Source organism: Sphingomonas sp. GlSt437, assembly GCF_048015635.2.
In the GTDB taxonomy this organism is placed as follows: Bacteria; Pseudomonadota; Alphaproteobacteria; order Sphingomonadales; family Sphingomonadaceae; genus Sphingomonas.
In genome coordinates this window covers 888,829-913,753 of the sequence record NZ_JBPGYA010000001.1, presented here as the reverse complement: position 1 = coordinate 913,753, position 24,925 = coordinate 888,829, and the positions used below count along the sequence as shown (strand labels likewise).

Here is a 24,925-nt window from a genome sequence, read left to right as displayed (position 1 = left end):
AGGTAGAAGAAGGAACGTGCCGATCTCTAAGAGATCGGCACGGTGATGCAATTACGCGTTCTGATCCCCATCCTGCGGGGAATTGTCACTTGTATCGTCCGACGACGCTTCGGTGGCGGGCTGCTCATTCTGGCCGCCGCCGAGAAGCTCGCCGACCTTGCCTTTCAGAAAATCAGTCCCTTCATAGCCGGCAACCAGCGCGGCACCTTTTTCAAGGAGATTGGCGTTGGGGTCCAGTTTCTCGAGACCCTGCTCAGCAACAACCGCGCCCGCTGCATCTTCGATAAAATCCTTGATACCCATGGTCTGCACTCCCTCGTCAGCCGATATCTTCACGGCCGCGAGTTTATATCGCGCCTTGCGCTTTCCCGCTAAGCAAATGTCGCGACCTTTTTGCTCGCGCCGTCGCCTAACTGGTCTCTTTGGTGCATCGAGGCTGTGATGGCGTGACTATTGAGCTAACCCATTGGTCAAGTTTCGCTAAATGGCTGGTTGCGGCTGGCGCGCTCCACCTCTCAGCCGTATTGGTTCTCACTTCTCAAACGTCGATGAGCGATGACATTGCCACTCGAATCAGTTAAGCTCGCACCACCGATGCTGGGCCAACCGCAAGCCAGCATTGCTTCTTGCCGGGCGGGGTTCGATCACCCCCAGACCGAACTCGCCCGGCAGGCTTTGCGAGCCCCTGGTCGGGCGCGTTGCGGATGGTTGAATGGACCGTAATTTCATTCCTACACCAGACGATATCATTGCCCATTAGCAATGACTTAAAGCGTCTGAGCTAATTCCAACCAGCGCGGGATGGATTTGTTCGACCGAAAGGAAGAATGATGTCGATCAGGTCTTTTTTAAGCAACACGCGAGGCGCAACGGCAATCGAATATGGGCTGATTGCGGCGCTCATCGCGATTGCAGCAATCACCGCTATGTCTGCCTTGGGCAACCAGCTGACGACAGTCTTCTCCAATGTGACCGCCAATATAAAAGCATCATAGGCGACGGTATCACGAAAGCGCGTAATCACGTTGCGCTACGACAAAGCTTACAACCCCAGCACACTCTCTAGATCTTGAGCTCGGTGCCGATTTCGACAAGCTGGGCCGTCGGAATGCCGAACGAGGCACCGGTTGGCGTTGAATTGCGCTGCATCCAGACGAACAACGCTTCGCGCCAAGGCCACATGCCGGGCACTTCTGCACAGGGTACCAAGGTTTCGTGGCCGATATAATAGCTTATGTCGGCGACGCCGTCGGGCGAGATGCTGGTCTTGGCCTGTCTAAGGTGTCTCGGGATATCGAGCTCCTCCATAAAGCCGTAATGAAGGATAACCCGTTCAAAGCCCGCCGCGAGCTTAATGACGTTAGCGCGGGCGCTGTCATCAACTGCGGGTATTTCATCGGTGACCACCGATACGAGCAGCACTTGCTCCTGAAGCGCTTTGTTGTGGCGCAAATGGGTGGTGAGCGAGATCGGAATGCCGGACGTCGATGCGCTCAAAAAGGCAGCGGCGCCCGGGACGCGATAAAGGGCCTGATTGGCTAGCGCCGCGATGAAGGTTTGTTCATCCTGTCGTTGCCCGGCGCGCGCTTGCTCAACCAATTGCACGCCGCGTCGCCACGTCAGCATCAGAAAAGCGACTAATCCCGCGATCAACAAGGGAAACCAGCCGCCCGCGAACAGCTTGGTCGCATTGGCCGCGAAGAAGACAAGATCGATGGCCAACAACGTGCCGTTCACGGCGATGATCATCGGCAGATTATAGCCCCAGCGGAGCGCAACCAGCCCTGCCAATAATGTCGAGATCGCCATCAGCCCGGACACAGCAATGCCATAGGCACCAGCCAGTGCGTCCGACGATCCGAACGCAAAGACAGCAACCAAGGTGGCGATGGCGAGCAATATATTAGCACTCGGCACGAATACCTGCCCCTTCGCATCGCGCGCGGTATGCAGGATGCGCAGCCGGGGCAGGAAGCCGAGCTGAATGGACTGCTGAGTCAGCGAGAAAGCACCCGAGATAATCGCTTGCGACGCGATGACCGTTGCGGCGGTCGCAAAGCCAATCAGCGGGTAGTGCGCCCAGCCAGGCGCCAGCCCGTAAAAGGGCCCCGCCGGCAAGTGGGCGCTATTTGCGACCAGGGCGGCCTGACCAAGATAATTAAGAATAAGGGCCGGGAGCACGACGCCAAACCAGGCGAGGCGGATGGCGCGTCGCCCGAAATGGCCGAGATCGGCATACATCGCCTCGCCGCCGGTCACCGCGAGAAAAACGGCTCCCAAAATCGCGAAACTCACCAAGGGCGGGGCCTTGATCAACAGGGCTAAGGCCGGGGTCGGCAACAGCGCCTCGAGGACGGTAGGATGCTGAGTAATGCCAGCAATGCCAAGCGCGGCAATGGCGACGAACCAGCCGAGCATGACGGGGCCGAACAGCTGCCCCATAAAGCCCGTGCCGCGCGATTGGATGAGAAACAAGCCGACGAGAATTACTGCGGTGATCGGCACGACAAAGGGGGCGAGCGCTGGGGCGTCTCCCTTCAGCCCCTCGACCGCGCTCAGCACAGAAATAGCCGGCGTGATGGCGCCGTCGCCGTAAAGTAAGGCGGCGCCGACCAGACCCAGGACCAGCAACGCCGCGCGCCAGCTGCCATGCGGCGCATCACGCGCGCCAAGCAGGGCGAGCATCGCGACCACGCCGCCTTCGCCATGATTATCGGCGCGTAAAATGAGCAGCGCATATTTGATCGAGACGATGACAATCAGCGACCAGATCACCAGCGATGCGATGCCGATTGCCGCCGCGGCCGGTGACAGCGCCGCACCGCTTGCGGCATCGACGGCGACTTTGAACGCATAAAGCGGACTGGTGCCGATATCCCCATAGACCACGCCAAGCGCGGCAAGCGACATAGCGGATAGCTTATTGGAAGTTGTTGCATCGGCCATCTTCTACTCCGCTCGACTCACACATCATGCTGGATTGATTGTTAGTGCGAAGGTCAAGCGCAAGCACTGCAAAGGCCGGAATTTTCCGCGCATTTTTTGGGAGCAAGATAAAGCAAGGTAGGTGGTTGGGCAGGCGCGTCCAACGACCGCGGCCTGGCTTGCGGCCGTGCTGTCATGGGCTAGGCTCAACTGGTCGACCACGTCGACGTGTAAAAGCAGGAGTAACACCAATGGCCAGTCATCAAGGCGCCGACCATCATCGCACTGCAGCTGAACATCATGACCACGCCGCGCGTCACCACCGCGAGGCCGCGACCCACCACGAGGCAGGCGATCACGAAAAAGCAGGTCACCATGCCACTACTGCCGCCGGCCATGCCAGCCACGCTCGCGAGCATGGCGAGCAGGCAAGTCGCCACCACGCTCTGGCCCATGGTGGAGCGAGCTGACGATCAACCATGCGACATGCTGGCAGGTGCCGGCATGTCGCCCTACTTGGGGATCGTCACGTCAAATAGGAGTGGATGATCTCGACCAGTTCCTCAGCGGCCTGGGCCCGCGGGTCGGTCCTTGGCAGCGATGGATCGACCATGTGCTCGCGGATATGGTCCTCGATAACTTCGGCAATGAACCCGTCCAGCGCGCCGCGACAGCCTGTCGCCTGCTGGAGAACCCGGGCACATTCAATGTCTCCCTCAACGGCGCGTTCGATTGCCTCGATCTGCCCTTTGATGCGCCGCAGGCGATTCAGCAGCTTGTTTTTTTCCCGCGCGATGTGCGCCATAGCCGTTCATCCCTCTTGACAATAGTATAGGGGGGTATATCTCCCCGCTGCGCTCGGTACGAAACTTTCGTGCTGTTCGTCGCTGCTTTGCGGCGTAACTACAATCAATGGAACCCATGAACCCGCGATCTAGCACTGTGACCAGCGAGGGCGACAGTCGACGCAACGCGTCAACGGTTGTGATCGCCGGTCTCATCGTCGCCCGGGACGTACCACACAGCTGACAATCGCCGTCCGCGGCGATTGCGCGGACGTTAGGTCTCTCGGGCTCGTGAGCAACCGCTTCGAGCAAGGAGAGGCGTCATGACACAACACCTGCCGACCATGCAGCCGCTGCAGAGCTTGGCCTCCGTTGCGTCGCATCTGCAGCGGCGCCAAGACCTGGTCGGCGAACAATCGCCCTTCCCGCTCTTCCTCCGACGCTCGACTCGAGACGAGGACGGTCGACTGCATCGGCAATGGTCCGTGGCGGCGGTGCCATCGCCGCCCGTCTAACGCAACGCGTTTGCTGCCTATAACGCCGCGTTTCCGGTGAAGCGCGGCCTCCCGCACGCCTGAACTCCCGGAACACTGTCATGACTCTGCATCTTGCCATCGCCGAGGACCCACTGGGCCGCAACACCGCCCATCTCGACACCATGCATGAAGGCGACATTCACGGCGCGTTCGGCACCATCCGGATGGCCGATCCCGACGGAAAGCAGAACCTGTGGGGGCGGTTGATGATCTTTCTCGCGATCGTCGGACCCGGCCTTATCGTCATGGTCGGCGACAATGACGCGGGGGCATTCGGTACCTACACCCAAGCGGGGCAAATGTATGGCACCTCGTTGTTATGGACGCTGCTGTTGCTGGTGCCCGTCCTCTACGTTAACCAGGAGATGGTGCTACGCCTGGGTGTCGTGACTGGCGTCGGTCATGCGCGCCTGATCCTGGAGCGGTTCGGGAAGTTCTGGGGGGCGTTCAGCGTCGTCGACTTGTTCCTCTTAAACGCGCTCACGATCGTCACCGAGTTCATCGGGGTCAGCCTGGGCCTCGATTATCTCGGCGTGCCCAAGCTGTGGGGCGTCATCGCCGCGGCCATGTTGACGGTAGCGGCGGCAAGCACTGGCGACTTCCGCCGCTTCGAGCGGTTCATGATGATGCTCGTCGGCGGCAGCCTGTTGCTCGCGCCGATCGTCCTCGCTCTTCACCCAGGGCCTGGCGAAATCGCGCGCGGCTTCCTCGTGCCCGGCGTGCCCGCAGCATCCAAGCTCAGCGATGTCATGCTGTTGATCATCGCGATCGTCGGCACGACGGTCGCGCCGTGGCAGCTCTTCTTCCAGCAGAGCTATGTGATCGACAAGCGGATTACGCCGAAGTTCATCGGCTATGAGAAGGCCGATCTTTGGATCGGCATCCTTGTCGTCGTCATCGGCGCCGCGGCGATGATGGCGTTCACCGCCGTCGCGTTCCGGGGCACGCCCGACTTCGGTCATTTCACGGACGCCGGCGCCGTTGCTCGGGCGATCGGCGCAAAGGCCGGGCATGCGATGGGCGTGTTGTTTGCGCTGGCGCTGATCGACGCCTCGATCATCGGGGCAAGCGCGGTCTCGCTCGCCACGGCTTACGCGCTCGGCGACGTGCTGTCGCTCAAGCACTCGCTACACCGCAAGGTAACCGATGCGCCGATGTTCTATCTGGTCTATGGTGGCCTGATCGCCGCCGCAGCCGCGATCGTGCTGACGCCGGGCGCGCCGCTGGGGTTGCTGACCAATGCAGTCCAGACACTGGCGGGCGTCCTACTGCCGAGTGCGACCGTGTTCCTGCTGCTGCTCTGCAACGACAAGGCAGTGCTCGGGCCTTGGGTCAACAGCCGTGGGCTCAACATCTTCACCGGCGTGGTGATCGCCGGGCTGGTGATGCTGTCGATCATCCTGACCGCTGCGGTGCTTTACCCGGAGATGAGCGCGGATGTGATTCTCGGCATTCTCGGCGGCGGCGCCATCGTTACGCTGCTCGGCTGTGTCGTCGTGCTGCTGCGTAAGCCGGAGCGTGTCGATCGCTCCGGCCGCAAGACCTGGCGCATGCCGCCGCTCGACCGGCTCGAACCGGCCACAATGTCCCGCGGACGCCGGCTCTGGATGGGGGTGCTGCGCGGCTATCTGCTGGTGGCTGGCGGCCTTGTGCTTGTGCGTATCATCCAACTCGCCCTCAATCATCCCGCTGTCGGTGGCCACTGACCCCGCGCCCGTCATTAGGAGCCGACCATGATATTCGATGACCGTACGCCGTTCCGCGCCAAGCTCTACCTTCGTCTGGCGGACCTGATCGTCTATGTCGCCCGGGGCGCCGTTCGTCGCCGCCTCATAAGCGCCAGTAATCTCGTGCCAGCCCTTCATGCTGCGAATGCGCTGGCGCGCGCGGCGATGCGGGCCTGGCGCGCTAGCCATGCCTCAACAGTACGCGCGGGACAGCATCGTCGACTGACGAAACGGAGTTTACACGGATGACGAACTGGCCATTGCTCAACACCGCGATCGCGCTGGCGACGGCGTTCGTCCTGGGCGCCCTTATCGGCCTCGAGCGGCAGTTTCGGCAACGCACGGCGGGATTGAGAACCAATGTCCTAGTCGCGGTCGGCGCGGCGGCCTTCGTCGATCTCGGCGCCCGGGTCGCTGGGCATGACGGCTCGGCGCGAGTCATCTCTTATGTGGTTTCCGGGATCGGGTTCCTGGGTGCCGGTGTCATCATGAAGGAGGGCACGCAAGTGCGCGGCCTGAACACCGCCGCGACCCTATGGGCGTCCGCGGCCGTCGGCGCCTTCGCTGGGGCGGGCGAGCCAGGCGAAGCGGCGCTCGTCGCCGCTTTCGTGCTAGCTGGCAACACGCTGCTTCGTCCCCTGGTCGACTTTGTGAACCGGCGCCCAATCAGGCCTGGGGAGACCGAGGCACTATATCGTGTCCATGTGATCTGCAAGCCCCAGAGCGTATCGGACGCGCGCGACCTTTTGTTCGAGGAGCTTGAACGCCATCACTATCCGATCCGGGAGATCGAGACCCTCAGCGAGACCGAGGACCTAGTCGAGCTGGCGGCCGCGCTTGTGCCAACCTCAGCCGACCCCACCGAGCTCGACGTGATCGTCGCCCACCTAGAGCGAAACACTGCGGTCGCAAGCGCTACCTGGACCGTCAGCACCACCAACTAAAAGTTACCGAACAGCGCACCTTGGGAGCCCGACTGGACAACGATCAGCAACGATATGAAGTCGACTTCCATCACAGGCTGTTAGCGCGATAGGCTATGACGCGCTCGCTGACGCTGAACAGGATGAACAAGTCTCCGGCGTGCATCGCTACCTGGTTCAAGGTGAGTTGGCGCATGCTGAGTTAAAACCGCCGCGGCTCGGCGTGCGTCGGGGAAGTGTTAAGCCATTGCCTCGCTCGCGGTGGATCGCGTCCAACCGTCGTGGACGCGATATCGATCACCCCAGGCTACAACCCACTCAACCAGAAAGACTGTAAAGCTTCGCCTTACGATCGACACTCAATCACTCCAACAGACCTTCACGAAATTTCCCGTCTCGAGCGCGATCCTAGGCGTCGCGACCACGTCCTGGAGCTTGGTGCGGGCGTCTGGGAACGAGGCGGCCAAATTTTATAGGCGATCAGCCCGGCGCGGCCCGGCGGAACGAAAGGGTTGCGCCGCATATAGTCGGGCGACAGGATTTGTTCCGCCAGCGCCTCGCGCTTGGTGGCATCGGTCTCGATCAGCAGGCGCTTGACGAAGCTCTTCGCCAACCAGCTCTGATCGTCGGCAGTGCTGGGCCGAGGAGTCGGGACGGTCTCAGCAGAAGCAGTGCTCGAGAGCACTAGCAGGGCAACAGTGGTTACGGTTGAACGGATCATTGGACGTCTCCGGCTTGAAGGCTTGTACCTCAGATCAACGGCGCGACCAGCGGCCAGGCAGCGATTAGCGTACCCGTGAAGCCGGCGTAGAAGGCGAGGGTGCGTAGCCCCGGGATCGCGAGGATATACGCGATGGCATGTACGAGCCGGCTACCAAGAAAAAGCAGTGCGCCGGTGCGAGTGAGACCCGTGCTGGTCCCGGCGATAGCCAGCAACAGCACCACCACTGCAAAGGGGATGAGGTTGGTCTGCAAGTTGAGCTCGGCGCGCCGCGCGCGGCCGAGCCAACCGGTGAGCTCAGGAAAGTTCTCGCGATCGCCGAGTGCCGCAGGCATGCCAAGCTTGAACGACGCCGCGGTTGCGTAAAGGTGTGGCAACACAAGTAGCAGTGCACAAGTTCCGAGCAGCGACAGCACTTCGACGGCGGGTATGAACGGATGGGCGGCTGTTGCGCCCGACTGGGCGTAGGCGAAATCTGGGGCGAGAATTAGAGCGGCGACGGGCGCTGCACGATACAAAACCGCTGGTGTTACGAGGCGATACATGGCAAAGCTCCTTTGTGGAACGATCGTTACTGTAACGGTCGTTCCATAATTACGCAAGCTAATTTGATTGAGGATTCCGCGTGTCATGGCCCGGCACCGTAGTTTCGATACCGACGCCTTTCTGGATCAGTCGCTTGAGCTGTTCTGGAAACGCGGCTTCGCGGCCACGTCGATGGCCGACATCTCGCAGGCGACCGGCCTCGGCTCGGGCAGCATCTACGCCTTTGTCGAGGACAAGGACGATCTCTTCCGACGAGTCTTCGAGCGCTACGGTTCGATGTTTCGCGCCTCGTTCCAGACTAGCGTCGAGGGTGCGGACGCGCTCGAGCAATGGATGGCATGGCTCGCCAACTATCTCGCTGACGACCCTGATCGCAAAGGCTGTCTGATCGCCAATACGATCATGGAGCGCTTCGCGCATACCCCCGAGACGCTCGACCTGGCCGAGGCGCGCGTGGCGGAGGTACGCGAATGGTTCGAGCGGCAGATCTCGCTTGGCCAGGCTGCTGGGGTGTTTCGCGAGAATGTCGACCCTGCGGCGGCCGCGTCGACGCTTGTCGCATCGGTACTTGGCCTGATGGCGCTGGCGCGAGCGCGCACACCGCGCGAGACACTGCAGCAGGTGAGCTGGGATGCGGTGCGGTCATTGAAGGAATAAACGATCGACAATCTGCAACTATGCTCTTGCCTTCAAAGGCGACCGAAGGGTGCACGACGGAATCAAAATAGGAGATCGTCCACCGTTCAAGCGGATCGCAGCTGTTGTTCTTCCCATCTCCGCCAAACAATGATCATGTCGGATAGACCATCTTTGCAGGCGCTGAAGTCAGTTAGTCCGATTTCGAAGACGACCCGATTGACATGCCTCGCTGAAGCGTGATCGCTAGCATTTGGAGGTCGCTTCAAGGGCGTCTGGCGAAAATCAAGTAGAGCGGGTTTAGCGAAAAGTGCGCCAAAGGTCCCAGCATAGGGCGTGGCCATGATCGACCGGAGGGGCATTCCCGCTGCGAATTTATGCACTTATCGTATGATCGCTCGGTGCCGCGCGAACAAGCCGTTGATCGGCACGCCGATGATCGCTTTCACCACCAGCTTATCGGGATTGGCGCCAAAGCCGCGCCCCACGCCCAGGTTCAAATCCCATTTGCCGAGACCGATATCGGCGGTCGCATACACCGCCTGCTCGCTGCTGCCGAAATGGCCAAGATTCTTGAGTTCGCCGACGCCGTTATAGCCCTCGAACCCCAATGCAACGCGCTTCGAGATCGAATAGCTCACCTTGCTCGCCAGCTCGAGCGTGGCTGGCGCGGGCTGGGGCCCTGAGACGACAAAATCAACATTGGTGTTGAGCGCGAGCAACCATTTCCCCGTCCGCGCGCCGAGCATGCCTTTCACCTCGGCATTCCAAGGATTGATGTCGAGGCGGCGATCGACATGGCCGATCTCGAAATTGACGCCGTACCAGAGGTTAGCATTGCCGTGCGGGTGCGCGATATATTTGAGCCGCGCCTTTACCCCGCCGAAATTAAAATGCCCGTCGCGATCGATCGTCGACAGCGGCAAATACAGCCCGGCTTCGAGATGGCGCGTGAGCCCATAGGAAAATTCGGGCGTGATGCGCAGGCGTTTGAGGCTGTCCTCCGCGCCCGGATAATCGGCGCGCGTGCTCTCGCCGGTCGCGACATAGTTGATGTGTGTATCGAGCCCGATCTCGCCGGGCTCATCCATATCGTCGATATAGACCTGGATTTCCTCGGGCGCAGCGTGCGCTGCGGCGGGGAGAAGGACGAACGCCGCAAAGGCAACCAATCTCGAGAGGTGGCCTGATTTCATCGGACGTTCTCGCTACTTAACTCGTGTCCAATGCCCTAAATCAACCGCTCGAACGATACGGTATTTGCGTCGTGGCCGCATCGCCATCATCGGGAAGCTGGCTATCAACGCAGATACTCGTCAAGCGAACCCGCGACGATATGATGATCACGGTTCGCTCTCGCTCGCGAGCACAACGCCAAATCACGGTGCTTCAGCCAGTGGGACCGCCCTAGTTCATAAATCCCAAATTGGCCGTTGAAAAATTTCCTATCCTCGGGAGGGCCGTCGACATCTCCGATGCAGTCACACCGAACCACGAAGCGAGCGTGGCTGCATATTGATCCACGGCCGTCGATGGCAGCAAGCGACCCTGTCCTACCTGATCGTCGCTGGTGAGCGATACCTCCGGCGCAACCCCATAATATTGACCGCCTTTCACCGCCCCGCCAAGAATGAAGTGATGTGAGCCCCAGCCGTGATCGGAGCCGTCACCGTTTGAGGCAAGCGTCCGGCCAAAATCAGACGCTGTGAAACTCGTGACCTGCGAACTCACTCCGAGCTCGACGGTCGCCCGATAGAATTGGTCCAGAGCTTCGTTCAAATCCGCCATCAAAGCGGGATGGTTCGACACAAGGCCGTCATGCGTGTCATAGCCAAAGGCCGATACAAAAAATACCTGCCGCTTGGCGCCTAGGGCAGCGCGCCCTCCGATCAATTGGGCAACGATGGCAAGCTGTGCCGCTAGATCGTTGTCTGGATTGAACGGCGTCTTTAACGAAACAGATCCGATCGCCGATGCCACGCTTTGATAAAGATCGAGTGAGCGCTTAGTAACGATGTTAAACTCATTCTCGAATATATTTGCGCGCGACTGAGTAAGCAACTTTTTAACGGTCGAGGCTTGAGCAGTGCCATAATAGTCTTTCTGTGTCGCATAGATAGGTCGAGCGCCGTCGGTACCAATCTGGTATTGTAACACTGTCTCTCCCGACACGAAGACAGCGTTCCCCCCGGCAGAAACGCAAGTCAAAAGAGCGTTGCCATTGTTGGCCGCGGCAAGGTCGCCAAGCCGGCCGCCCCAGCCGATGGTCGATCCCTCGGCGGCAAGCGACTGCCAAGTCGATTGCTGATCATTGTGAGAAAACAAGCCGCTCGGCGAGGGATAACGGGCAGCGTCGCCGCTATCATATTGCGCCCGCGTCAGCGGTACGATGAGCGGTCCCACATTCAGCAGAGCGGCACAGTTTCCAGCATCCCAATAGGATTTGAGTGCTTTCAGTTGTGGCGCCAGGGCAAATTGAAGATCGTTGGTCAGGGTTTGCGGGCTCCTCGGCCGCAAGGATGTAGCATCGAGCGAAGCGCGACTTAGCGCGATGCCGCCCGCCGTTCGTCCTGACCCGCCGCCACGAATGGCGCTGTATCGGTCGTAATTGGCCAAGTCATATGGAATAAGCGTATTAGCGTAGTCATTTCCTCCATAAAGAAATATGCAGACAAGCGCCTTGTAGTCACTGACCGTGAAGGCAGCCGCCTCACCGATCGCGGCGAACTCTAGTGCAAATGGCAGCGCTGCGCCGGTAACACCTAATGCTGAAAGGCGCCTTAGGAATGAGCGTCGATCCAGGTGATGTCCGATTGAGAAAACCATGATGCCTCTCTTTTAAGACGCGAATAAATACTCAGACGATACCATTGTCATGAATATCGTGCCGTAAATCCGATTAAGCTTGTCGTCGTCGGTGCTTGTGCTGGTAATAGGGATGCTGTCGATCGACGCCTTGATGGCGGCGATCGTGTCTACTCCCAGTTGGCCCGCACAAAGCCTCAAATTTAGCCAGTCGATCAGGGCTTGTGAGTCGACCGCAAGAGGGAGTAGATCGGCGTAATTCGCCTTTATGTCTCCGTCCCCAAAGAAGCTGGCAATCCAGTCCGACAAATAGTTTACATAGCCGACAATGCTGGTTTCATTATGGATTTGGAATTCCGGCGCCACCAGGTTTTGCGTAGCGATTTGGGTATGGGGCGGCACATAGCCGGGACGGAAAAAGTTAAAAACGGATGGCGAACGCAGGGGACTTTGTCCTAGGCCATAGCTGATGTCCGATTGATCGGGGACTTTCCACTGCCCGCTAGTCGAGCTTGCTTTGAAGGTTCGCGCCCACTGAACGGCTCGAACGATCGGTTCCCTAACTTTGCCGAACGTTGGAGGCGCAGGTGTTGCTCGCGCCTCGGTGTCGGTCAGGATCGCCCGCCAGACCGCCTTGAGATCGCCGCGCGTGCCGGAGCCATTGTCGTTGAACTTTGTGGCAACGCGACGCACGTAATCGGGGCTCGGATTGGATGTGACCAACCGTTGGATCATTTGCTTCGAAAAGAAGGGTGCGACATTGGGGTGATTAGCAAGGGTATCCAGCGCCATTTTCAATGCGGCGACACCGTCGGTTCCAGCGGGGATTGTCGTCCCAAGAAAACTCGCTGATTGAGAAGAGTGATTTTGGGCGGAAAAGGCCATTGGCCGCTTGGCGGGGCTTGTATCGGGAACCGGTTCGTACCAGCCAGTAATGTTTGTATATGTCAGGTTGCTGTCATCGATATCCCAACCGGTCAGCACACGCGCCAGCTGGCTCACGTCGGCCTGGCTATAAGTCGGCATCTTGTTACCGGTGCTATCGAGCTTATACGTTCCATCGCCATTGAGCTGCCAAAGGCCGATCGAAAACAATTGCATGACCTCGCGAGCATAATTTTCATCGGGTTCGCGCCCCGTTGCCGGATCCTCGGGCATGCTGCCTGCCATATTGAGATAGCGACCCATCGCGGCATTTAGCGTTACTCGTTCCAAAAGATTGCGATACGTCCCGAAAACGTTATCCGCTAACACGTCCCAATAAGCAGCCATATAGTAAGGCGGCCAGTATCCATCTATCGACTCTACCGAAACGACCATCATTTCCGACAGCGACAAGGCTAGACGCATTCTGAATTGATCGGGGCTGGAAATGAGCTGGTTCCAGACCATGTAATCGCTGGGAAAGCTGTCGAGGAAGTTTTGCTTAGAATTCGGTACGTTGTAGCCGTTCTTATCTAGCCATGACCATGCGGTATATCCGCGACTTTGAGCGAACTGCTGATCGAGCCAAGCATCGTAACTGCTGGTCGTGACAGTGCTCAAATCCATCTCGCTTGCCGAGAATTGGGCCTGCAACAAAAACCGGGCCGCTTGCGCTGTTGTCGGCGGCGCCGGCGGTGCAACGACGACCTGCGGGGGTGCGGGACTGCTGGTTTCTCCACCTCCGCAGGCATCCAGCGACAGGCTGGATGCTGCAATCAGGGCTGCTTTGACCGATAATTGCAGGTTTTCGCGCCGATCGGGGGAGCCATCTGGTTCGACGGCCCAGGGCAATGACGGCGAATAACCACCAATGTCACGATCGCTCATCGTACTTCCCGCTGTTCATGGGATAATCTGTTCGATCGCCCCGACAACAACGAGGCTGTGCGCTTGGGCTCGCCGTCGGCGAGCCTGCCAACAAGGGTGGAGCGGCTATCGTTGAGATCCTTGCGCGCGCGAATCCGAGCGCTCATCCTCTGAGCGATAACGCTGGGCACCGCGGGACGATGAGCACCATCGATGCTGTCGACCGGTCCATTGCCCGCAGGCGACCCTGCGGTCGCCAGATACCGTTCCTGGCTGCTGCGGATGAGGTCCAGATTGCGGTCCATCGGTCTTGCGGAAGCTGCCTCAAGCCCATGATAGGCCGGTGTGCTTGAGGCACTTGGAACTTTGGCAATTGGGCGCTGGTTCAGGCGCAACGGCACGAGAAGGCATAGCGCCTCGGCCAAAATTGTGAGCAGAGCCAGCCCGGCACTTACCGAGGCGATCGCCTCGTTTGGTCCTAAAACTATTGCGACACCGCTGGCGAAGGCGAGATCCTTGTTCGGCAGGATCGGTAATCGCGAGACAACCATCTTAAGCGTCAGCAACAGCAGCCATGACTGCACGGGCACTTGCGGAAGCGCGAAATGCCAAGCCGCCAACAATAGCATGACGTAAATGGCCGTGCGCAGTGTCAGAATGATGCCAAGCTCGATCAGGCCAGTGCTCGGCGATAACGTCGTTCGAACTATGGCGAGGACAGCGGGAATAGCAGCGACGGCCACGACGGCGATAAGCACATGGCCATCGATATACGCAGACCCTGTCAGTACGGAGAGCGGCGCCCACATCACCACGAGCAACATGATAGTCATCAAGTTGTTGACCAAGGCCGACATGATGGTCAGATCACACATCAGCGCCAAGGCGGTCTGGCCATCACCAAGCCGCTGTCGGAGCCAGCCGCCGAACAAAGCGTCGCCAGCACAGCTAAACAGTAGCGTGTTGAGTGTCTGTTTGCGCAGCAGCGGGCCGATGCTCTCGGTACCGATGCCGAACCGCCGCCACATGATCCACGCATCGGCCAACGGCTCGACCAATATCGTGCCGCCGAAGGCAACCCAGAAGACAGCACTGCGGGCGAACAGATCAGCCAGCGGTACGGTACCCGTTCGACTGAGCTGATCTATCGCAAGCGCGAGGGCAAAAAGGGTCGCGACAACGCCGACTGCGCGCAACGATCCTGCTTGGTGCCGCCGTACGATTTCCACGATGTTGCGCCAGAGTGGGCGCCAGCTATGCTCCCAGCGAGCGGCGTCGAGGATCATATTGGGGGCGATCACAGCAAGACCTCTTCGTTCGATCCCGGACGGATGTTCGTTGAAGCGAAGACGCCACCGATTGGCAGAACCCGCACAGAAAAATGATGCTCAGGTAGCCAATGCCGCGTTGCGCCACCGCGCGAGGGACCCATCGCATCGGTGATGCCGGCCCAATGTACGGATTTGCGCCTTCGGTATCGTCACGGCAGCGAACTCATCGTCAAGCGAGGGAAACTAGAAATGCCCGTGCCGATTTCGCGCCTGTTGGAACGCTGGTCGCTACGCCGTCATCAGTTCAGCGGCGAACCCGCCGTCTTGGATGCACTTTACGACAGAGCTGATCCCTGGAAGCTGAAGCGCCGCGAACAGCCCCGCTTTATCGCGACGAACGCCCTAATAAGGGAAAATTGTCCACCGGTCAGGACACTGCTCGAAATCGGCTGCGGCGAGGGCGCGCAGACTTGCCATTTCCGAATGCTGGCTCGACACATCACAGGGATAGATATCTCGCCTTCTGCATTGGCGCGGGCGCGCGTGTCCGTGCCCGACGCTATTTTCCTCGAGGGCACGCTCGGCACGCTGCGATCACCGATACCCTACGCCCGCTATGACATCGCCACTCTTTGCGAAGTGCTCGTCTATGGAAACAGGCAACAACAATTGATCGCCGATGTTCAGGAAATTGCCGACAACATTATCGTGACGAATTTTGAGCCTCAATCCCGCGCGCTCGCTCACCTCTTCGTCGGCACGGGTTGGCGGGAACTGAAACCTATCGAGGTTGGCGCAAAGCGTTGGCGCGCTTATTTTTGGAGCCGACTGGCGTCGCGCCAACCTCGCACGGCCTTGGCATGAAAACTTTTGTCGCCGCACTAAGCGAGCCCACGTCGGTTTCCTGGGCTCGCAAAAATTCTTCCGACACAAGTGCGGAATTTTCCTTGCGGCATCGTCCTTCGGTCAATGCCCGGCTCTGGCGATGCCGCAGTCAAGCCGACCCCGGCTTGGCAGGGATCGCTACTCTCGACACTTTCTGATCGCATTTTGAGGTATTTTGTCGATGTTTATCGATCTCGACTGGCTGCGGTCGCGCAGCGATCGTTCGTTAGAAGTGGCTCCGGAATGGACAATCCTAATCCCGTTTTTCAATGAGCGCCGCCTTCTTCCCGCGACGATTGCCAGTATCGCTCGACAAAGCGAAAAGCTGCGACTTGTCCTCATCGACAACGGCTCGACCGATGGCAGCGCCCATGTCGCGCGGATCGCCTGCGCTAGCTTCGACATCGATCCGATCATCGTGACCGAACCATCGCCCGGGAAGGTCGCGGCGCTAAGCGCCGGTCTGCGACTGGTTCACACCCGCTTTGTCGCGACGTGCGATGCCGACACGATTTACCCGCCGCACTATCTGGCGGCGGCGGGGCGGATCCTCAGGCGTGCGGGCCATGTCGCTGGCGGTGCATATGTGGTGCACCGAGGCAGCAGCAAAACGCATCAGCGCCTTAAGGCCAACAAGATTGCAGCCGCCGCGCGCCTGCTACCACGGCAAAGTCATTGCGGCGGCGCCGGTCAAACGTTCCGCACCGCAGCACTGCGCGCGGCCGGTGGGTTTGATCCAGAGCGCTGGAATTATGTGCTCGAAGATCATGAGATTATTCATCGTCTCCTGGCCCATGGAACGATCGGATATTCGCCGGATCTATGGTGCATGCCGTCGACCCGGCCGCGCGAGCGAGAGTCGATCCGCTGGACGCTTGTTGAGCGGATTATTTACTCGATCGCCGCGCCAATTGCGGGGAATTGGTTCTTCTACCGCTTTCTCGCCGCTCGCCTGCGCGGCCGCAATTTGATGAGTGACCGAATGCGCGAGCGGGCCTTTCACCAACTCGAAGGACCGCCAAGCGCAGCACCAAGTCAACCCATATTTGCCAAGCCGGCACCTGCGCGGGTCGTGCTGCGTCGTCCCGGCGCGAGCAGCCGGCCCAGTGATCTGATCGTGGTAGCGCGCGGCGGCGAAACGGGTCGGTTGCGCCCGGCATCGGCCAGCGACATCGCCAGGGCGCGCGGCCTGCGCTCCCGGATCTGACTCAGCGACGGGATGCCGAGATATGGCGGACGACGGCCTCATGGCCATTTTTTTGTTGAGGCGACCAATGCTGCTGCAGTTCCTGACAGCGCGGCTGGGCAACCGGGAGGAAGCTGAAGATGCGCTTCAGGACATGTGGCTGCGCATCGACCAGCTGACAAGCTACCCGGTATCTGACCCCGTAGCATTTCTTTACCGAGTGGCCGCCAATATGGCGACCGATCGGCGTATTGCTGCCGGGCGCCGCCTCAGGCGGGACAGGGCTTGGCAGGATCAACGGCCACTCGCGGATGACTTTCCTGACGCGGAACGTTCATTGATCGCGCGAAATCAATTGCGCCAAGTCGAGGCAGCCATCGCCGACATGCCCGAACGCATGGCGACGGCTCTTCGCCTGTTCCGACTGGAGGGCGTGTCACAGCGCGCGATCGCTGACCGGCTGGGGATCAGCGTCAGCGGAGTCGAGAAGCTGCTGCAACGCGCCTACCGCAAAATCGAGGAAGGGCTGGGACAAGTTGATGCGGATTTGGCGAATGCGCGTCGTCTTCGCGAAGAAGGGAGTGCGGGTCATGCGCACTGAACAAGATACGATCATTGATCAGGCAATTAATTGGCACCTTCGGTTGAGCGTCGCTCGCGAGGAGGATTGGGCGCACTTTGCCGATTGGCTTGCGGCCGATGCGCGACATGCTGCCGCGTATGACAAGATCGCGCTTGCAGATCATTTGGTTGCCCAGGCACAATTCCCGCCATCAATCGCCTTGCCTGGCCCTGCGAATGATAACCCTTCGCCGCGCCGCTGGCTCTGGGCAGCCGGCGTATCGTGCGCCGCGGTCGCGCTCGCGGCGGTCGTCACGCCGCGCTGGCTTTCGCCCACGCCGAATACCTACGAGATCGCGACCCGCGCTGGAGAGACGCGCGCCGTTGTGCTGGCCGACGGCACCCAAATCGATATCAGTGGCGGATCGCGCGTTCAGCTTAATCGCGCCGACCCACGATCGGTGGTGCTGCGCGACGGCGAAGCGACCTTCGCTGTCCGTCATGATGAAGCGCATCCCTTTGTCGTAAAAGCGAGCAGTGCGACGCTTCGCGATCTGGGGACCGTCTTTAATGTGCGGGAGCAACATGATCGGCTTGCTGTCGAGGTCGCCAATGGCTCGGTTGGCGTTGAGGCCGGCGGAAAGGCGGTCACCCTCAATGCTGGCGATGCGTTGGCTGTCGATTCGCTTAGCGGCGATATCGTTCGTTCGACGATCGCCGCTGACCTCGTGGGCGGCTGGCGAACTCATTTGCTAAGCTTTGACGGCCAGCCGCTTGGCGACGTTGCGGCGCGGATCAACCGCCTTTATGCGATCGACTTGGTGATTCCAGGAAGCTTGTCGACACGTCGCTTAACCGGAGTCGTCCGGTTGACCGGAGTCGCGGATCAGGACGTTCCGCATCTGGCATCCTTGGTGGGAGCGAAATGGCGACGTGATGGCAGGCGCTGGATATTGGTGGAGGCCGCGCCGCGCCATCGTTAAGTTTTCTATGTTGTTGCTGATGGCCGTTGGGGCCGCTCCTGCATGTGCTCGCGATGCCGCAGTTGCCATCCCGCCGACCACGCTTGATCTGGCGATACAGACCTTGGCGCGACAGAGCGATAGCGAGATTATCAGCACGGAGCTTGGCTTGGCGCAGACCCGGACGATAGCGGTCAGCGGTATCATGTCGGTCCATCAAGCGCTCGAGAAACTCCTTGATGGCACCGGCTTTCGCGCGGTTGCGCTGCCTGCGGGTGGTTATCGCATCATCCGAGCGGTCAAGCCGTCCAAGCCTGCCCGAAGAGATCCGCGCCGGCCGCCGCCTGAGCCCCAAGACCTCCAAACTGAGGTGATCGTAACCGCCAGCAAGCAGCGTGTCTCGCTCCTGCGGTATCCTGGAAGCGTGCTGATGCTCGATGCGACGACGGCAATCCCTGCCGAAGGTGCGAACAATTTGACCGCTAATGCTCAAAAGCTTCCTATTCTACAGAGTACGCAACTGGGAGCCGGCCGCGACAAGATCTTCATTCGTGGCGTGGCGGACAGCAGTTTCAACGGGAGCACGCAGTCGACGACCAGCACATACCTCGACGATGTACAGCTCAACTACACTGGCCCAGACGCCGGGCTACGTCTTTACGACATCAAGAGCGTCGAGATACTCGAAGGTCCCCAGGGGACGCTTTATGGCTCGGGTGCGATCGGCGGGGTCATCCGGTTGACCTCCAATCCAGTCGACCCAACGACAGCGTCGGGGTCCGTGGGCGCGGGCGTATCGGTGACGGCGAAGGGCGCGCCAGGATTCGATCTGGCGGGAGTGGTCAATATACCGATCTTGCGCGATCGGCTTGGTGCTCGCGCGGTTGCTTATCGCATACGAGATGGTGGTTACATAAACGACCTTCGCCGACATCTTGCCGACGTCAATCAGAGCGACACCGTTGGCGCCCGTCTCGGGCTTCGGCTTGAGGGCAGTGATGGTTGGCGCGGCGAGTTGAGCGGCGTGTTTCAGCGGATCTCAACGCAAGATGCACAATATGCTGCGCGACGCGCCGGTCCTATCGAGCGGCGTTCCTTCGTCGCCCAACCTTTCGATAACCAGCTGTTGTTTGGCCGGTTTGCTTTATCCAAGGATTGGGAGAGCGGGCTCAAGCTGTTCGCTGCCTCCGGCGTTGTCGGCTACGAGTCGCGGGATCAGTTTGACGCGACGTCCACCCTGCCTCGCGCCCGCAGACAGATACCTTTAATCTCCATAACGGCGCGCGAAAAGCTCCTGGTCAGTCAAGAAATTCGTCTATCTCGGGCGCTGAATAGCGGTGCGTCGTGGGTGGTTGGATTCAGTTACATCAATGATCGCGACATATTGTCTCGATCAAGCGGCGCACCCAATAGCGAGCGCACCATGATCGGCGTTACCAACGTCACGCAGGCGTTATCTGCTTTTGGCGAGGGAACGGCCTACGTATCGCCAAACCTCGCATTGACCATCGGGGCACGCACCACTTTCGCACGCGTGGACGGGGAGCCATCGAGCAGACCAAGCCGCCGGAATTTCGTCAAAGGCCGTTCGACCACGCGCTTCGATCCGACTGTCGCTTTATCCTGGGTCGTAGCGCCGCGCCTTGCCGTTTATGCTCGTGTCCAGACCGCCAATCGAACGGGGGGATTGGCCGTTGCTCGCGGCGTCGGCCGCGTGGCGGATTACCGCTCCGACTCAATCGTTGTCGGCGAGGTCGGGGTGCGAAAGCAGCGTATCGGCGAGACCGGGATTGCCTTTTCGGGAGCTTTCTCCATTGCGCATTGGCAGGCAATCCAGGCCGACCTCATTGACCGTGCTGGCGAGCCTTACACAGCCAATATCGGCGACGCAGAGATCGACACGGTTGAAGGCAATGTCGATTTCATTCCGGTCAAGGGCCTTAGGATCGCAGGATCGTTGGTCTACACGAGCAATCGCGTCTATGGGCCAATCGCCGACCAGTCTCGTCGCCAAAATCGTCGCTTGCCCGAAATTCCGCCCTTGGCCACCCATTTTGGCCTGTCTTACCAATGGGCGTTGGGTAAAGCAGTGCCACGCCTTGGCTTCACGATTGATACGAGCGGGCGTTCAGTATTGGGCACCGGGGATTTGCTGGACGTCAGCCAAGGGAATTATGCCACACTCGGCTTGGCTTCCGGTGTGCGGATCGGCTCGGTCGATGTCTCGCTGGTCGTGGACAATTTGACCAATCAGTCGGTCAATCGGTTTGCCTATGGCAATCCGTTTTTGCTCTCGTCACGGAACCAGCTCACGCCGTCGCGGCCTCTCAATGCTCGGCTCGGCGTTGCTGTTGCGTGGTGAAGGGAATGTTGAAGTGCTCAGCGAGATTGAGGTCGCGATTTGCAATCGGCGATCGCCGTCGATGCTTGGCTCCTTTGCGGTGTCGAGGGCAGGCCCATGGGGCGCGACATGGCATGGTGGGCACGGCTTTCGATGACCTCAGCGATGTGGAGGGATAGGCAATCGGCTGTCAGTGCGCCGCAACGTTATGTTGCTAATGCGCCGGATGCATCATGAAAATATTGATTATCGAGGATGAAGCTGAGATGGCCGGCCTCGTCGCTCGGGCCGTCGGCGATGCCGGCTTTGCCGTCGATTGTGTAGGCAGTCTGGAAGAAGCAGCCGCCGCCATGGCGCTTGCCCGTTATTCAGCGATCCTTCTGGATCGCCGTTTGCCCGATGGAGAGGGGCTGACACTGATCGACGCGCTGCGTCGTGCGCAGCCAAGGGCGTCGATCTTGATTATTTCTGCTTATGACGCAGTGCCGGAAAAAGTACTGGGGCTTGACCGCGGGGCCGATGACTATCTTGCAAAGCCGTTCGAGATGGCGGAGCTGCTAGCAAGATTACGGGCCGCGCTCCGCCGACCGGGTGGCGAGACGCCGCCGCCTATTCGGTGCGGCAGGCTCAGCTTTGATCTCAACTCGCGCGAGGTTTGGGCAGATGGCGTCCAGCTCATTTTGAAGCGCCGCGAACTTGCGCTGATCGAGAGCTTGATCAGGCGCGCCGGCCGAGTCATTCAGCGCGCGTCTCTGATCGATGAAGTTTATGGCTTTGACGACGAGATAAGCTCAAACACGCTCGATTCCCACATTTCGCGGCTGCGCGCCAAGCTCGCAGAGGCCAATGCCGGCGTCGCTATCCACCCGGTTAGGGGGGTGGGGTATATTTTGGATCACGATATGTGAAATTGAATTGGCGCCTTTACAACCTCTCGGTCCGGCTGCCTTTGGTGATGCTTGGCGGCCAAGCGGTCTTGATTATCGCCGCAATGATTGCGTTCCCACTCTTGGCACCATTCACAACCTATGAACAGATTGCCGACGCTTCTTTGCGGCACCTGGTTGTTCAAGCCCTTCAACCATCGGACCGCCACGGCGTAAGGATCGAGCCGACACCGGCATTGACGCAATATATCGCACGCCGCCCTGGAATTGCTTTCGCAGTGTCGCGTCCAGGGCTTCCGCCGCTCGCCGGCTCCGATCGGGAGCTTGCGCAGCTGCTCGACGAATTGGGGAGCCACCTGCCGACGATTGGCGGCAACCTCGTGCTCGCTGATCGACGGCCGGGCGACCACTTCATCTTCGTCACCGTCGATGAAACACCATTGGGGCCGATTGCAATTGCAACGAGGGGTAATCACTTCACGGCGGAAGATGTGCAATCGTTTATCGATGCGTTTCTGCCGGCGTTGTTGCCCGCCTATGGACCTTTGCTGGTTGGCGGTCTCGTTCTGTTGCCTATCCTTGTCCGCCGGATGCTGAAGCCGCTGGATGATTTGGCCAAGGAAGCCCAATGCATTTCGCCGACCGCCATTGATCACCGCCTGGGTGCCGACAAGCTGCCCGGCGAACTTCGCCCGGTCGTGGATGAAATAAATCGTGCGCTCGACCGGTTGGCCGAGGGCGTTCAGCGGCAGCGTTTGTTCACCGCGAACGCCGCCCATGAGTTGCGCACACCAGTCGCAATCTTGCAAAGCCGCATCGATACCTTACCGCACGAAGCGCCCTCGCGCACCGCGCTGGCGCGCGATGCCCGCCGACTGAGGCTACTCGTGGATCAACTGCTTGTCGTTGCTCGCTTGGAGCGCAAGCAGGGTCGACCCAACGGGGCTATCGATATCGTACCGGTTGTGCGCGGTGTTGTCGCGGATTGCGCGCCACTCGCATTGCGGGCCGGGTTAGCCGTCGATTTCATTGCCTTGGCCGATCACCTCCTCGTCGTGGCGGATCAGCGAGCAATCGAAAACGCCGTCGCTAATCTCGTCGATAACGCCATCCGTGCGGAGCCTGTGGGCGGCAGGGTCGAAGTCGTCGTCGCGCGTTCTGATCAAGCGCAGATCGAGGTACGTGATCATGGCACCGGGGTGGCCATGGGCGATCGTGATTTGGTGTTTCAACCGTTTTGGAGGAAGGATGATCGGACGCCAGGCACCGGGCTCGGCCTGGCAGCGGTCGACGAGATCGCCAAACTTCATCACGGTTCGGTCGAAATCGACGACACACCCGGGGGCGGTGCGATTTTTCGTTTGTGCTTGCCGCTTGCCAGCCAGTCGCAATGAAGGGTGCTTAAACGCTGCATGGTTCGTACGCAGCATCGGGTGTCTTCAATGGGGTTGCCGTTATTCGTTCTTATCGCTGCATCCGGCATCAGCGTAGCAGCGATCCCGCCAGAAGGCCCCGCGTCCGCTCCATCGCCCGATGCAACGATCATCGACGGACCGCCATCGGACGCGCCGATCAGTCTTTCTGTGGGCGCCGGTGTTATCGTCTATCCCGCCTTTCCCGGATCGGCGAAGTATAAGGCGTTGCCCATTCCGGCGGTTCAAGCGTCGTACCACGATATCGTTTCGATTTCCTTCCCGGATATCTTGCGCGTCAATGCGGTCAAATTGGCTGACCCGAAAGTAAAGGCCGTCGAGTTCGGGCCACTTCTTCGCTATCGCTTTGGGCGTAACATCAAAGATGATCGTGCCTATCTTCAAGGCTTGGCCAACCGCGGGGATGCGTTGGAAATTGGCGGGTACCTTGCTATTGCGCCGACCCGTACGCTTCGGTTGCAAGTCGATGCCGCACAAGCAACCTCGACCCAACTAGGCTTCTCTGCAACGGGCTCGTTGGCGTATTCGCGTCCGCTGGCGAGAGCGATTGTCAGCCTGGGACCCACGGTAACGATAGTCGATAATAGGTACGCCGCTGCTTATTACGGCGTCTCCTTGGCTGAAGCGAGCCGATCGCGGTTCAAGGCGTTCGCCGCCAAGGGAGGCTTTGAAAGAGCCGGGTTTAACGCGACGGTCGTCGTTCCAGTCTCGCGGCGCTGGTCGATCGTGACCAACGCGGATTACGGGCATCTACTCGGCGATGCCGCCAATAGTCCCATTGTCCGTGGGCCGCGAGGCTCCGTCGATCAACTGACGTCGCTGTTGACGATCAGCTATCGCCTGTTCTGAGCCATGTTTACCGTTGGCTTCCTAAATCGTCGCGATCGCCTCGGATTGCTGGCTAATATCGTGGCGCCAATCGCATTAGCGGCGGCCTTGAATGCCCTGATTTTCGGGCTCGGCTGGAACCAACCAACCCATGGAGATCATGACGCGATCGCGCCGCCGCCTTGGGTAATCGGGTTGATCTGGATCGTCTTGTTTGCACTGCTGGGGGTCGCGCGCTGGCTCTTGGTGCTGTCGAGCCGGGTCGACGTGGAGAACGCGATTCGCGGCAGATCGATTTCGCAGGCGTTTGCGTCACTGCACATCCTGATCGTGATGTCCGCGGCTTATGTTTTCTATGCTATTCTTCCCGGCAGCGCTGTCGCTGGCCTTATCGGAAACGCGATCACCCTGGGATTGGCGGTTGTGGCCGTGGATCGCGCAATCGCCGTTTCGCGGGTTGCTGCGGTGCTGATCGCGCCAACCGTCATCTGGCTCGCTTTCGCGACCTTGCTCTTCTTTCTCGATCCCGCAGCTCAGCAGATCGTCTCGGTGAGCGTTTCGATTTCTTAGGACGCGGCGATCCTGGCCTGACCACGTTTCTGTTGGGCCTCGGGTTTCGACCGGGCGGCCGCTTCGCCATCATCATACAAGAACTAGCGATATCGCAAGATCATGCGATCCGCGCCGGCGATCCAACGTGACCGCCCCCGCCCATACCCAGCGCCGCTTGGATATGCGCGACCGTTTCTCGCTTCGCGGCTGGGGCCACCGTTTCTTTGACAGGAGATCCTTCACCTCGGCATTGTCTCTGCTAGCGGCCGCATGAGCTGCGCGTTCTCCGCATCCGGCGCCCGAGGCCGTATGGCACCCGACACCTCAGGCCCGCCGAACCTGACCTCCCATGCATAGTAGCTCGCGCTCGATATTCCGTGCCTCCCGGCGCAGCTGCATTACCACCGCGCCAGCCTCGGCCCCCTTCAGGATGTCGATGAGCTCATCTTCCGAAAACCGATTCAGCTTCATCTGTCCAGCCCTCCTTCTGGGTCGGACTCTAGCGCCAGCTGAACGAAAAAAACCGAGCTCACGTCATCGCACTCGGCGCCACCTGTAACCGACAGGTCCGCTCCTTACAGTGCGCCGTTAGGAGCTGTCCCGATCCGCGGCGCGTTGGCCGGA

At 59.8% G+C, this 24,925-nt stretch carries 25 protein-coding genes; 13 read left to right on the top strand and 12 right to left on the bottom strand.

From position 1 onward, the window contains the following. Nucleotides 1–51: 51 nt before the first annotated feature. Nucleotides 52–303 carry a hypothetical protein gene (locus ACLB0R_RS04660; protein ID WP_416642181.1) on the bottom strand — a complete coding sequence of 84 codons (252 nt, stop codon included), beginning with the start codon at nt 301–303 and terminating at the stop codon, nt 52–54. A gap of 524 nt (nt 304–827) precedes the next feature. Here ACLB0R_RS04660 and ACLB0R_RS04655 point away from each other — a divergent pair. Further along, on the top strand, nt 828–995 hold the full coding sequence (locus ACLB0R_RS04655; RefSeq protein ID WP_416642180.1) for a Flp family type IVb pilin: 168 nt from the start codon (nt 828–830) through the stop codon (nt 993–995). A gap of 67 nt (nt 996–1,062) precedes the next feature. Here the strand turns inward: ACLB0R_RS04655 and ACLB0R_RS04650 are convergent, their stop codons facing one another. The 3 genes from ACLB0R_RS04650 to ACLB0R_RS04640 all read right to left on the bottom strand — a co-directional run bounded on the left by ACLB0R_RS04650 (nt 1,063) and on the right by ACLB0R_RS04640 (nt 3,730). Beyond that, nucleotides 1,063–2,910 (bottom strand): potassium transporter Kup, encoded by a 1,848-nt coding sequence (locus ACLB0R_RS04650; protein WP_416642179.1) that lies wholly within the window; start codon nt 2,908–2,910, stop codon nt 1,063–1,065. 221 nt (nt 2,911–3,131) lie between these two features. Beyond that, on the bottom strand, nt 3,132–3,380 hold the full coding sequence (locus ACLB0R_RS04645; RefSeq protein WP_416642178.1) for a hypothetical protein: 249 nt from the start codon (nt 3,378–3,380) through the stop codon (nt 3,132–3,134). Nucleotides 3,381–3,451: 71 nt separating this feature from the next. Further along, complete coding sequence (locus ACLB0R_RS04640; RefSeq protein ID WP_416642177.1) at nt 3,452–3,730, bottom strand: metal/formaldehyde-sensitive transcriptional repressor; 279 nt, start codon at nt 3,728–3,730, stop codon at nt 3,452–3,454. Nucleotides 3,731–4,305: 575 nt separating this feature from the next. Here ACLB0R_RS04640 and ACLB0R_RS04635 point away from each other — a divergent pair. Both ACLB0R_RS04635 and ACLB0R_RS04630 read left to right on the top strand, forming a co-directional pair. After that, complete coding sequence (locus tag ACLB0R_RS04635) at nt 4,306–5,952, top strand: NRAMP family divalent metal transporter (RefSeq protein ID WP_416642176.1); 1,647 nt, start codon at nt 4,306–4,308, stop codon at nt 5,950–5,952. Nucleotides 5,953–6,218: 266 nt separating this feature from the next. Then, complete coding sequence (locus ACLB0R_RS04630) at nt 6,219–6,917, top strand: MgtC/SapB family protein (RefSeq protein ID WP_416642175.1); 699 nt, start codon at nt 6,219–6,221, stop codon at nt 6,915–6,917. Nucleotides 6,918–7,275: 358 nt separating this feature from the next. Here ACLB0R_RS04630 and ACLB0R_RS04625 read toward each other — a convergent pair whose 3' ends face one another. Next, on the bottom strand, nt 7,276–7,617 hold the full coding sequence (locus tag ACLB0R_RS04625) for a hypothetical protein (protein WP_416642174.1): 342 nt from the start codon (nt 7,615–7,617) through the stop codon (nt 7,276–7,278). Nucleotides 7,618–7,646: 29 nt separating this feature from the next. After that, complete coding sequence (locus ACLB0R_RS04620) at nt 7,647–8,249, bottom strand: MAPEG family protein (RefSeq protein WP_416642173.1); 603 nt, start codon at nt 8,247–8,249, stop codon at nt 7,647–7,649. On the opposite strand from ACLB0R_RS04620, the gene ACLB0R_RS04615 reads away from it, so the two are divergent. Then, the gene (locus tag ACLB0R_RS04615; RefSeq protein ID WP_416642172.1) at nt 8,248–8,820 is read left to right on the top strand and encodes a TetR/AcrR family transcriptional regulator; all 573 of its coding nucleotides are present in this window, start codon (nt 8,248–8,250) and stop codon (nt 8,818–8,820) included. The genes ACLB0R_RS04620 and ACLB0R_RS04615 overlap by 2 nt on opposite strands. A 362-nt stretch (nt 8,821–9,182) precedes the next feature. On the opposite strand, the gene ACLB0R_RS04610 is transcribed toward ACLB0R_RS04615, so the two are convergent. The 4 genes from ACLB0R_RS04610 to ACLB0R_RS04595 form a co-directional block, all read right to left on the bottom strand. Then, nucleotides 9,183–9,995 (bottom strand): hypothetical protein, encoded by an 813-nt coding sequence (locus ACLB0R_RS04610; RefSeq protein WP_416642171.1) that lies wholly within the window; start codon nt 9,993–9,995, stop codon nt 9,183–9,185. Between the two features lie 211 nt (nt 9,996–10,206). Continuing rightward, nucleotides 10,207–11,625 (bottom strand): DUF1501 domain-containing protein, encoded by a 1,419-nt coding sequence (locus ACLB0R_RS04605; protein ID WP_416642170.1) that lies wholly within the window; start codon nt 11,623–11,625, stop codon nt 10,207–10,209. 12 nt (nt 11,626–11,637) lie between these two features. Then, complete coding sequence (locus tag ACLB0R_RS04600; protein WP_416642169.1) at nt 11,638–13,416, bottom strand: DUF1800 domain-containing protein; 1,779 nt, start codon at nt 13,414–13,416, stop codon at nt 11,638–11,640. Further along, nucleotides 13,413–14,681 carry a hypothetical protein gene (locus ACLB0R_RS04595; protein ID WP_434953730.1) on the bottom strand — a complete coding sequence of 423 codons (1,269 nt, stop codon included), beginning with the start codon at nt 14,679–14,681 and terminating at the stop codon, nt 13,413–13,415. The genes ACLB0R_RS04600 and ACLB0R_RS04595 overlap by 4 nt, the downstream gene beginning before the upstream one ends. A 234-nt stretch (nt 14,682–14,915) precedes the next feature. Between ACLB0R_RS04595 and ACLB0R_RS04590 the strand changes: the two genes are divergently transcribed. The 9 genes from ACLB0R_RS04590 (at nt 14,916) to ACLB0R_RS04550 (ending at nt 24,319) form a co-directional block, all read left to right on the top strand. Further along, entirely contained in the window at nt 14,916–15,530 is a 615-nt protein-coding gene (locus ACLB0R_RS04590; protein WP_416642167.1) for a class I SAM-dependent DNA methyltransferase, read from the top strand. A 202-nt stretch (nt 15,531–15,732) separates the two neighbouring features. After that, nucleotides 15,733–16,758 (top strand): glycosyltransferase, encoded by a 1,026-nt coding sequence (locus tag ACLB0R_RS04585; RefSeq protein ID WP_416642166.1) that lies wholly within the window; start codon nt 15,733–15,735, stop codon nt 16,756–16,758. Between the two features lie 22 nt (nt 16,759–16,780). Further along, a complete protein-coding gene (locus tag ACLB0R_RS04580) occupies nt 16,781–17,338 on the top strand; it encodes an RNA polymerase sigma factor (RefSeq protein ID WP_416642165.1) in 558 nt (185 codons plus the stop codon). Then, nucleotides 17,292–18,281 (top strand): FecR family protein, encoded by a 990-nt coding sequence (locus tag ACLB0R_RS04575; protein ID WP_416642164.1) that lies wholly within the window; start codon nt 17,292–17,294, stop codon nt 18,279–18,281. Before ACLB0R_RS04580 ends, ACLB0R_RS04575 begins: the two co-directional genes overlap by 47 nt. 7 nt (nt 18,282–18,288) lie before the next feature. Further along, nucleotides 18,289–20,622 carry a TonB-dependent receptor gene (locus tag ACLB0R_RS04570; protein ID WP_416642163.1) on the top strand — a complete coding sequence of 778 codons (2,334 nt, stop codon included), beginning with the start codon at nt 18,289–18,291 and terminating at the stop codon, nt 20,620–20,622. A 212-nt stretch (nt 20,623–20,834) separates the two neighbouring features. Next, nucleotides 20,835–21,509 (top strand): response regulator, encoded by a 675-nt coding sequence (locus tag ACLB0R_RS04565; protein ID WP_416642162.1) that lies wholly within the window; start codon nt 20,835–20,837, stop codon nt 21,507–21,509. Next, entirely contained in the window at nt 21,506–22,882 is a 1,377-nt protein-coding gene (locus tag ACLB0R_RS04560; protein WP_416642161.1) for a sensor histidine kinase, read from the top strand. Before ACLB0R_RS04565 ends, ACLB0R_RS04560 begins: the two co-directional genes overlap by 4 nt. A 48-nt stretch (nt 22,883–22,930) precedes the next feature. Then, on the top strand, nt 22,931–23,770 hold the full coding sequence (locus ACLB0R_RS04555; protein ID WP_416642160.1) for a MipA/OmpV family protein: 840 nt from the start codon (nt 22,931–22,933) through the stop codon (nt 23,768–23,770). Nucleotides 23,771–23,773: 3 nt separating this feature from the next. Then, nucleotides 23,774–24,319: a tryptophan-rich sensory protein gene (locus ACLB0R_RS04550; RefSeq protein WP_416642159.1), complete on the top strand. Its 546-nt coding sequence runs from the start codon at nt 23,774–23,776 to the stop codon at nt 24,317–24,319. Nucleotides 24,320–24,540: 221 nt separating this feature from the next. Here ACLB0R_RS04550 and ACLB0R_RS04545 read toward each other — a convergent pair whose 3' ends face one another. Together ACLB0R_RS04545 and ACLB0R_RS04540 are read right to left on the bottom strand one after the other, a co-directional pair. Beyond that, the gene (locus ACLB0R_RS04545; RefSeq protein ID WP_416643096.1) at nt 24,541–24,675 is read right to left on the bottom strand and encodes a hypothetical protein; all 135 of its coding nucleotides are present in this window, start codon (nt 24,673–24,675) and stop codon (nt 24,541–24,543) included. Then, nucleotides 24,626–24,772 carry a hypothetical protein gene (locus ACLB0R_RS04540; RefSeq protein WP_416642158.1) on the bottom strand — a complete coding sequence of 49 codons (147 nt, stop codon included), beginning with the start codon at nt 24,770–24,772 and terminating at the stop codon, nt 24,626–24,628. The genes ACLB0R_RS04545 and ACLB0R_RS04540 overlap by 50 nt, the downstream gene beginning before the upstream one ends. Nucleotides 24,773–24,925 lie beyond the last annotated feature (153 nt).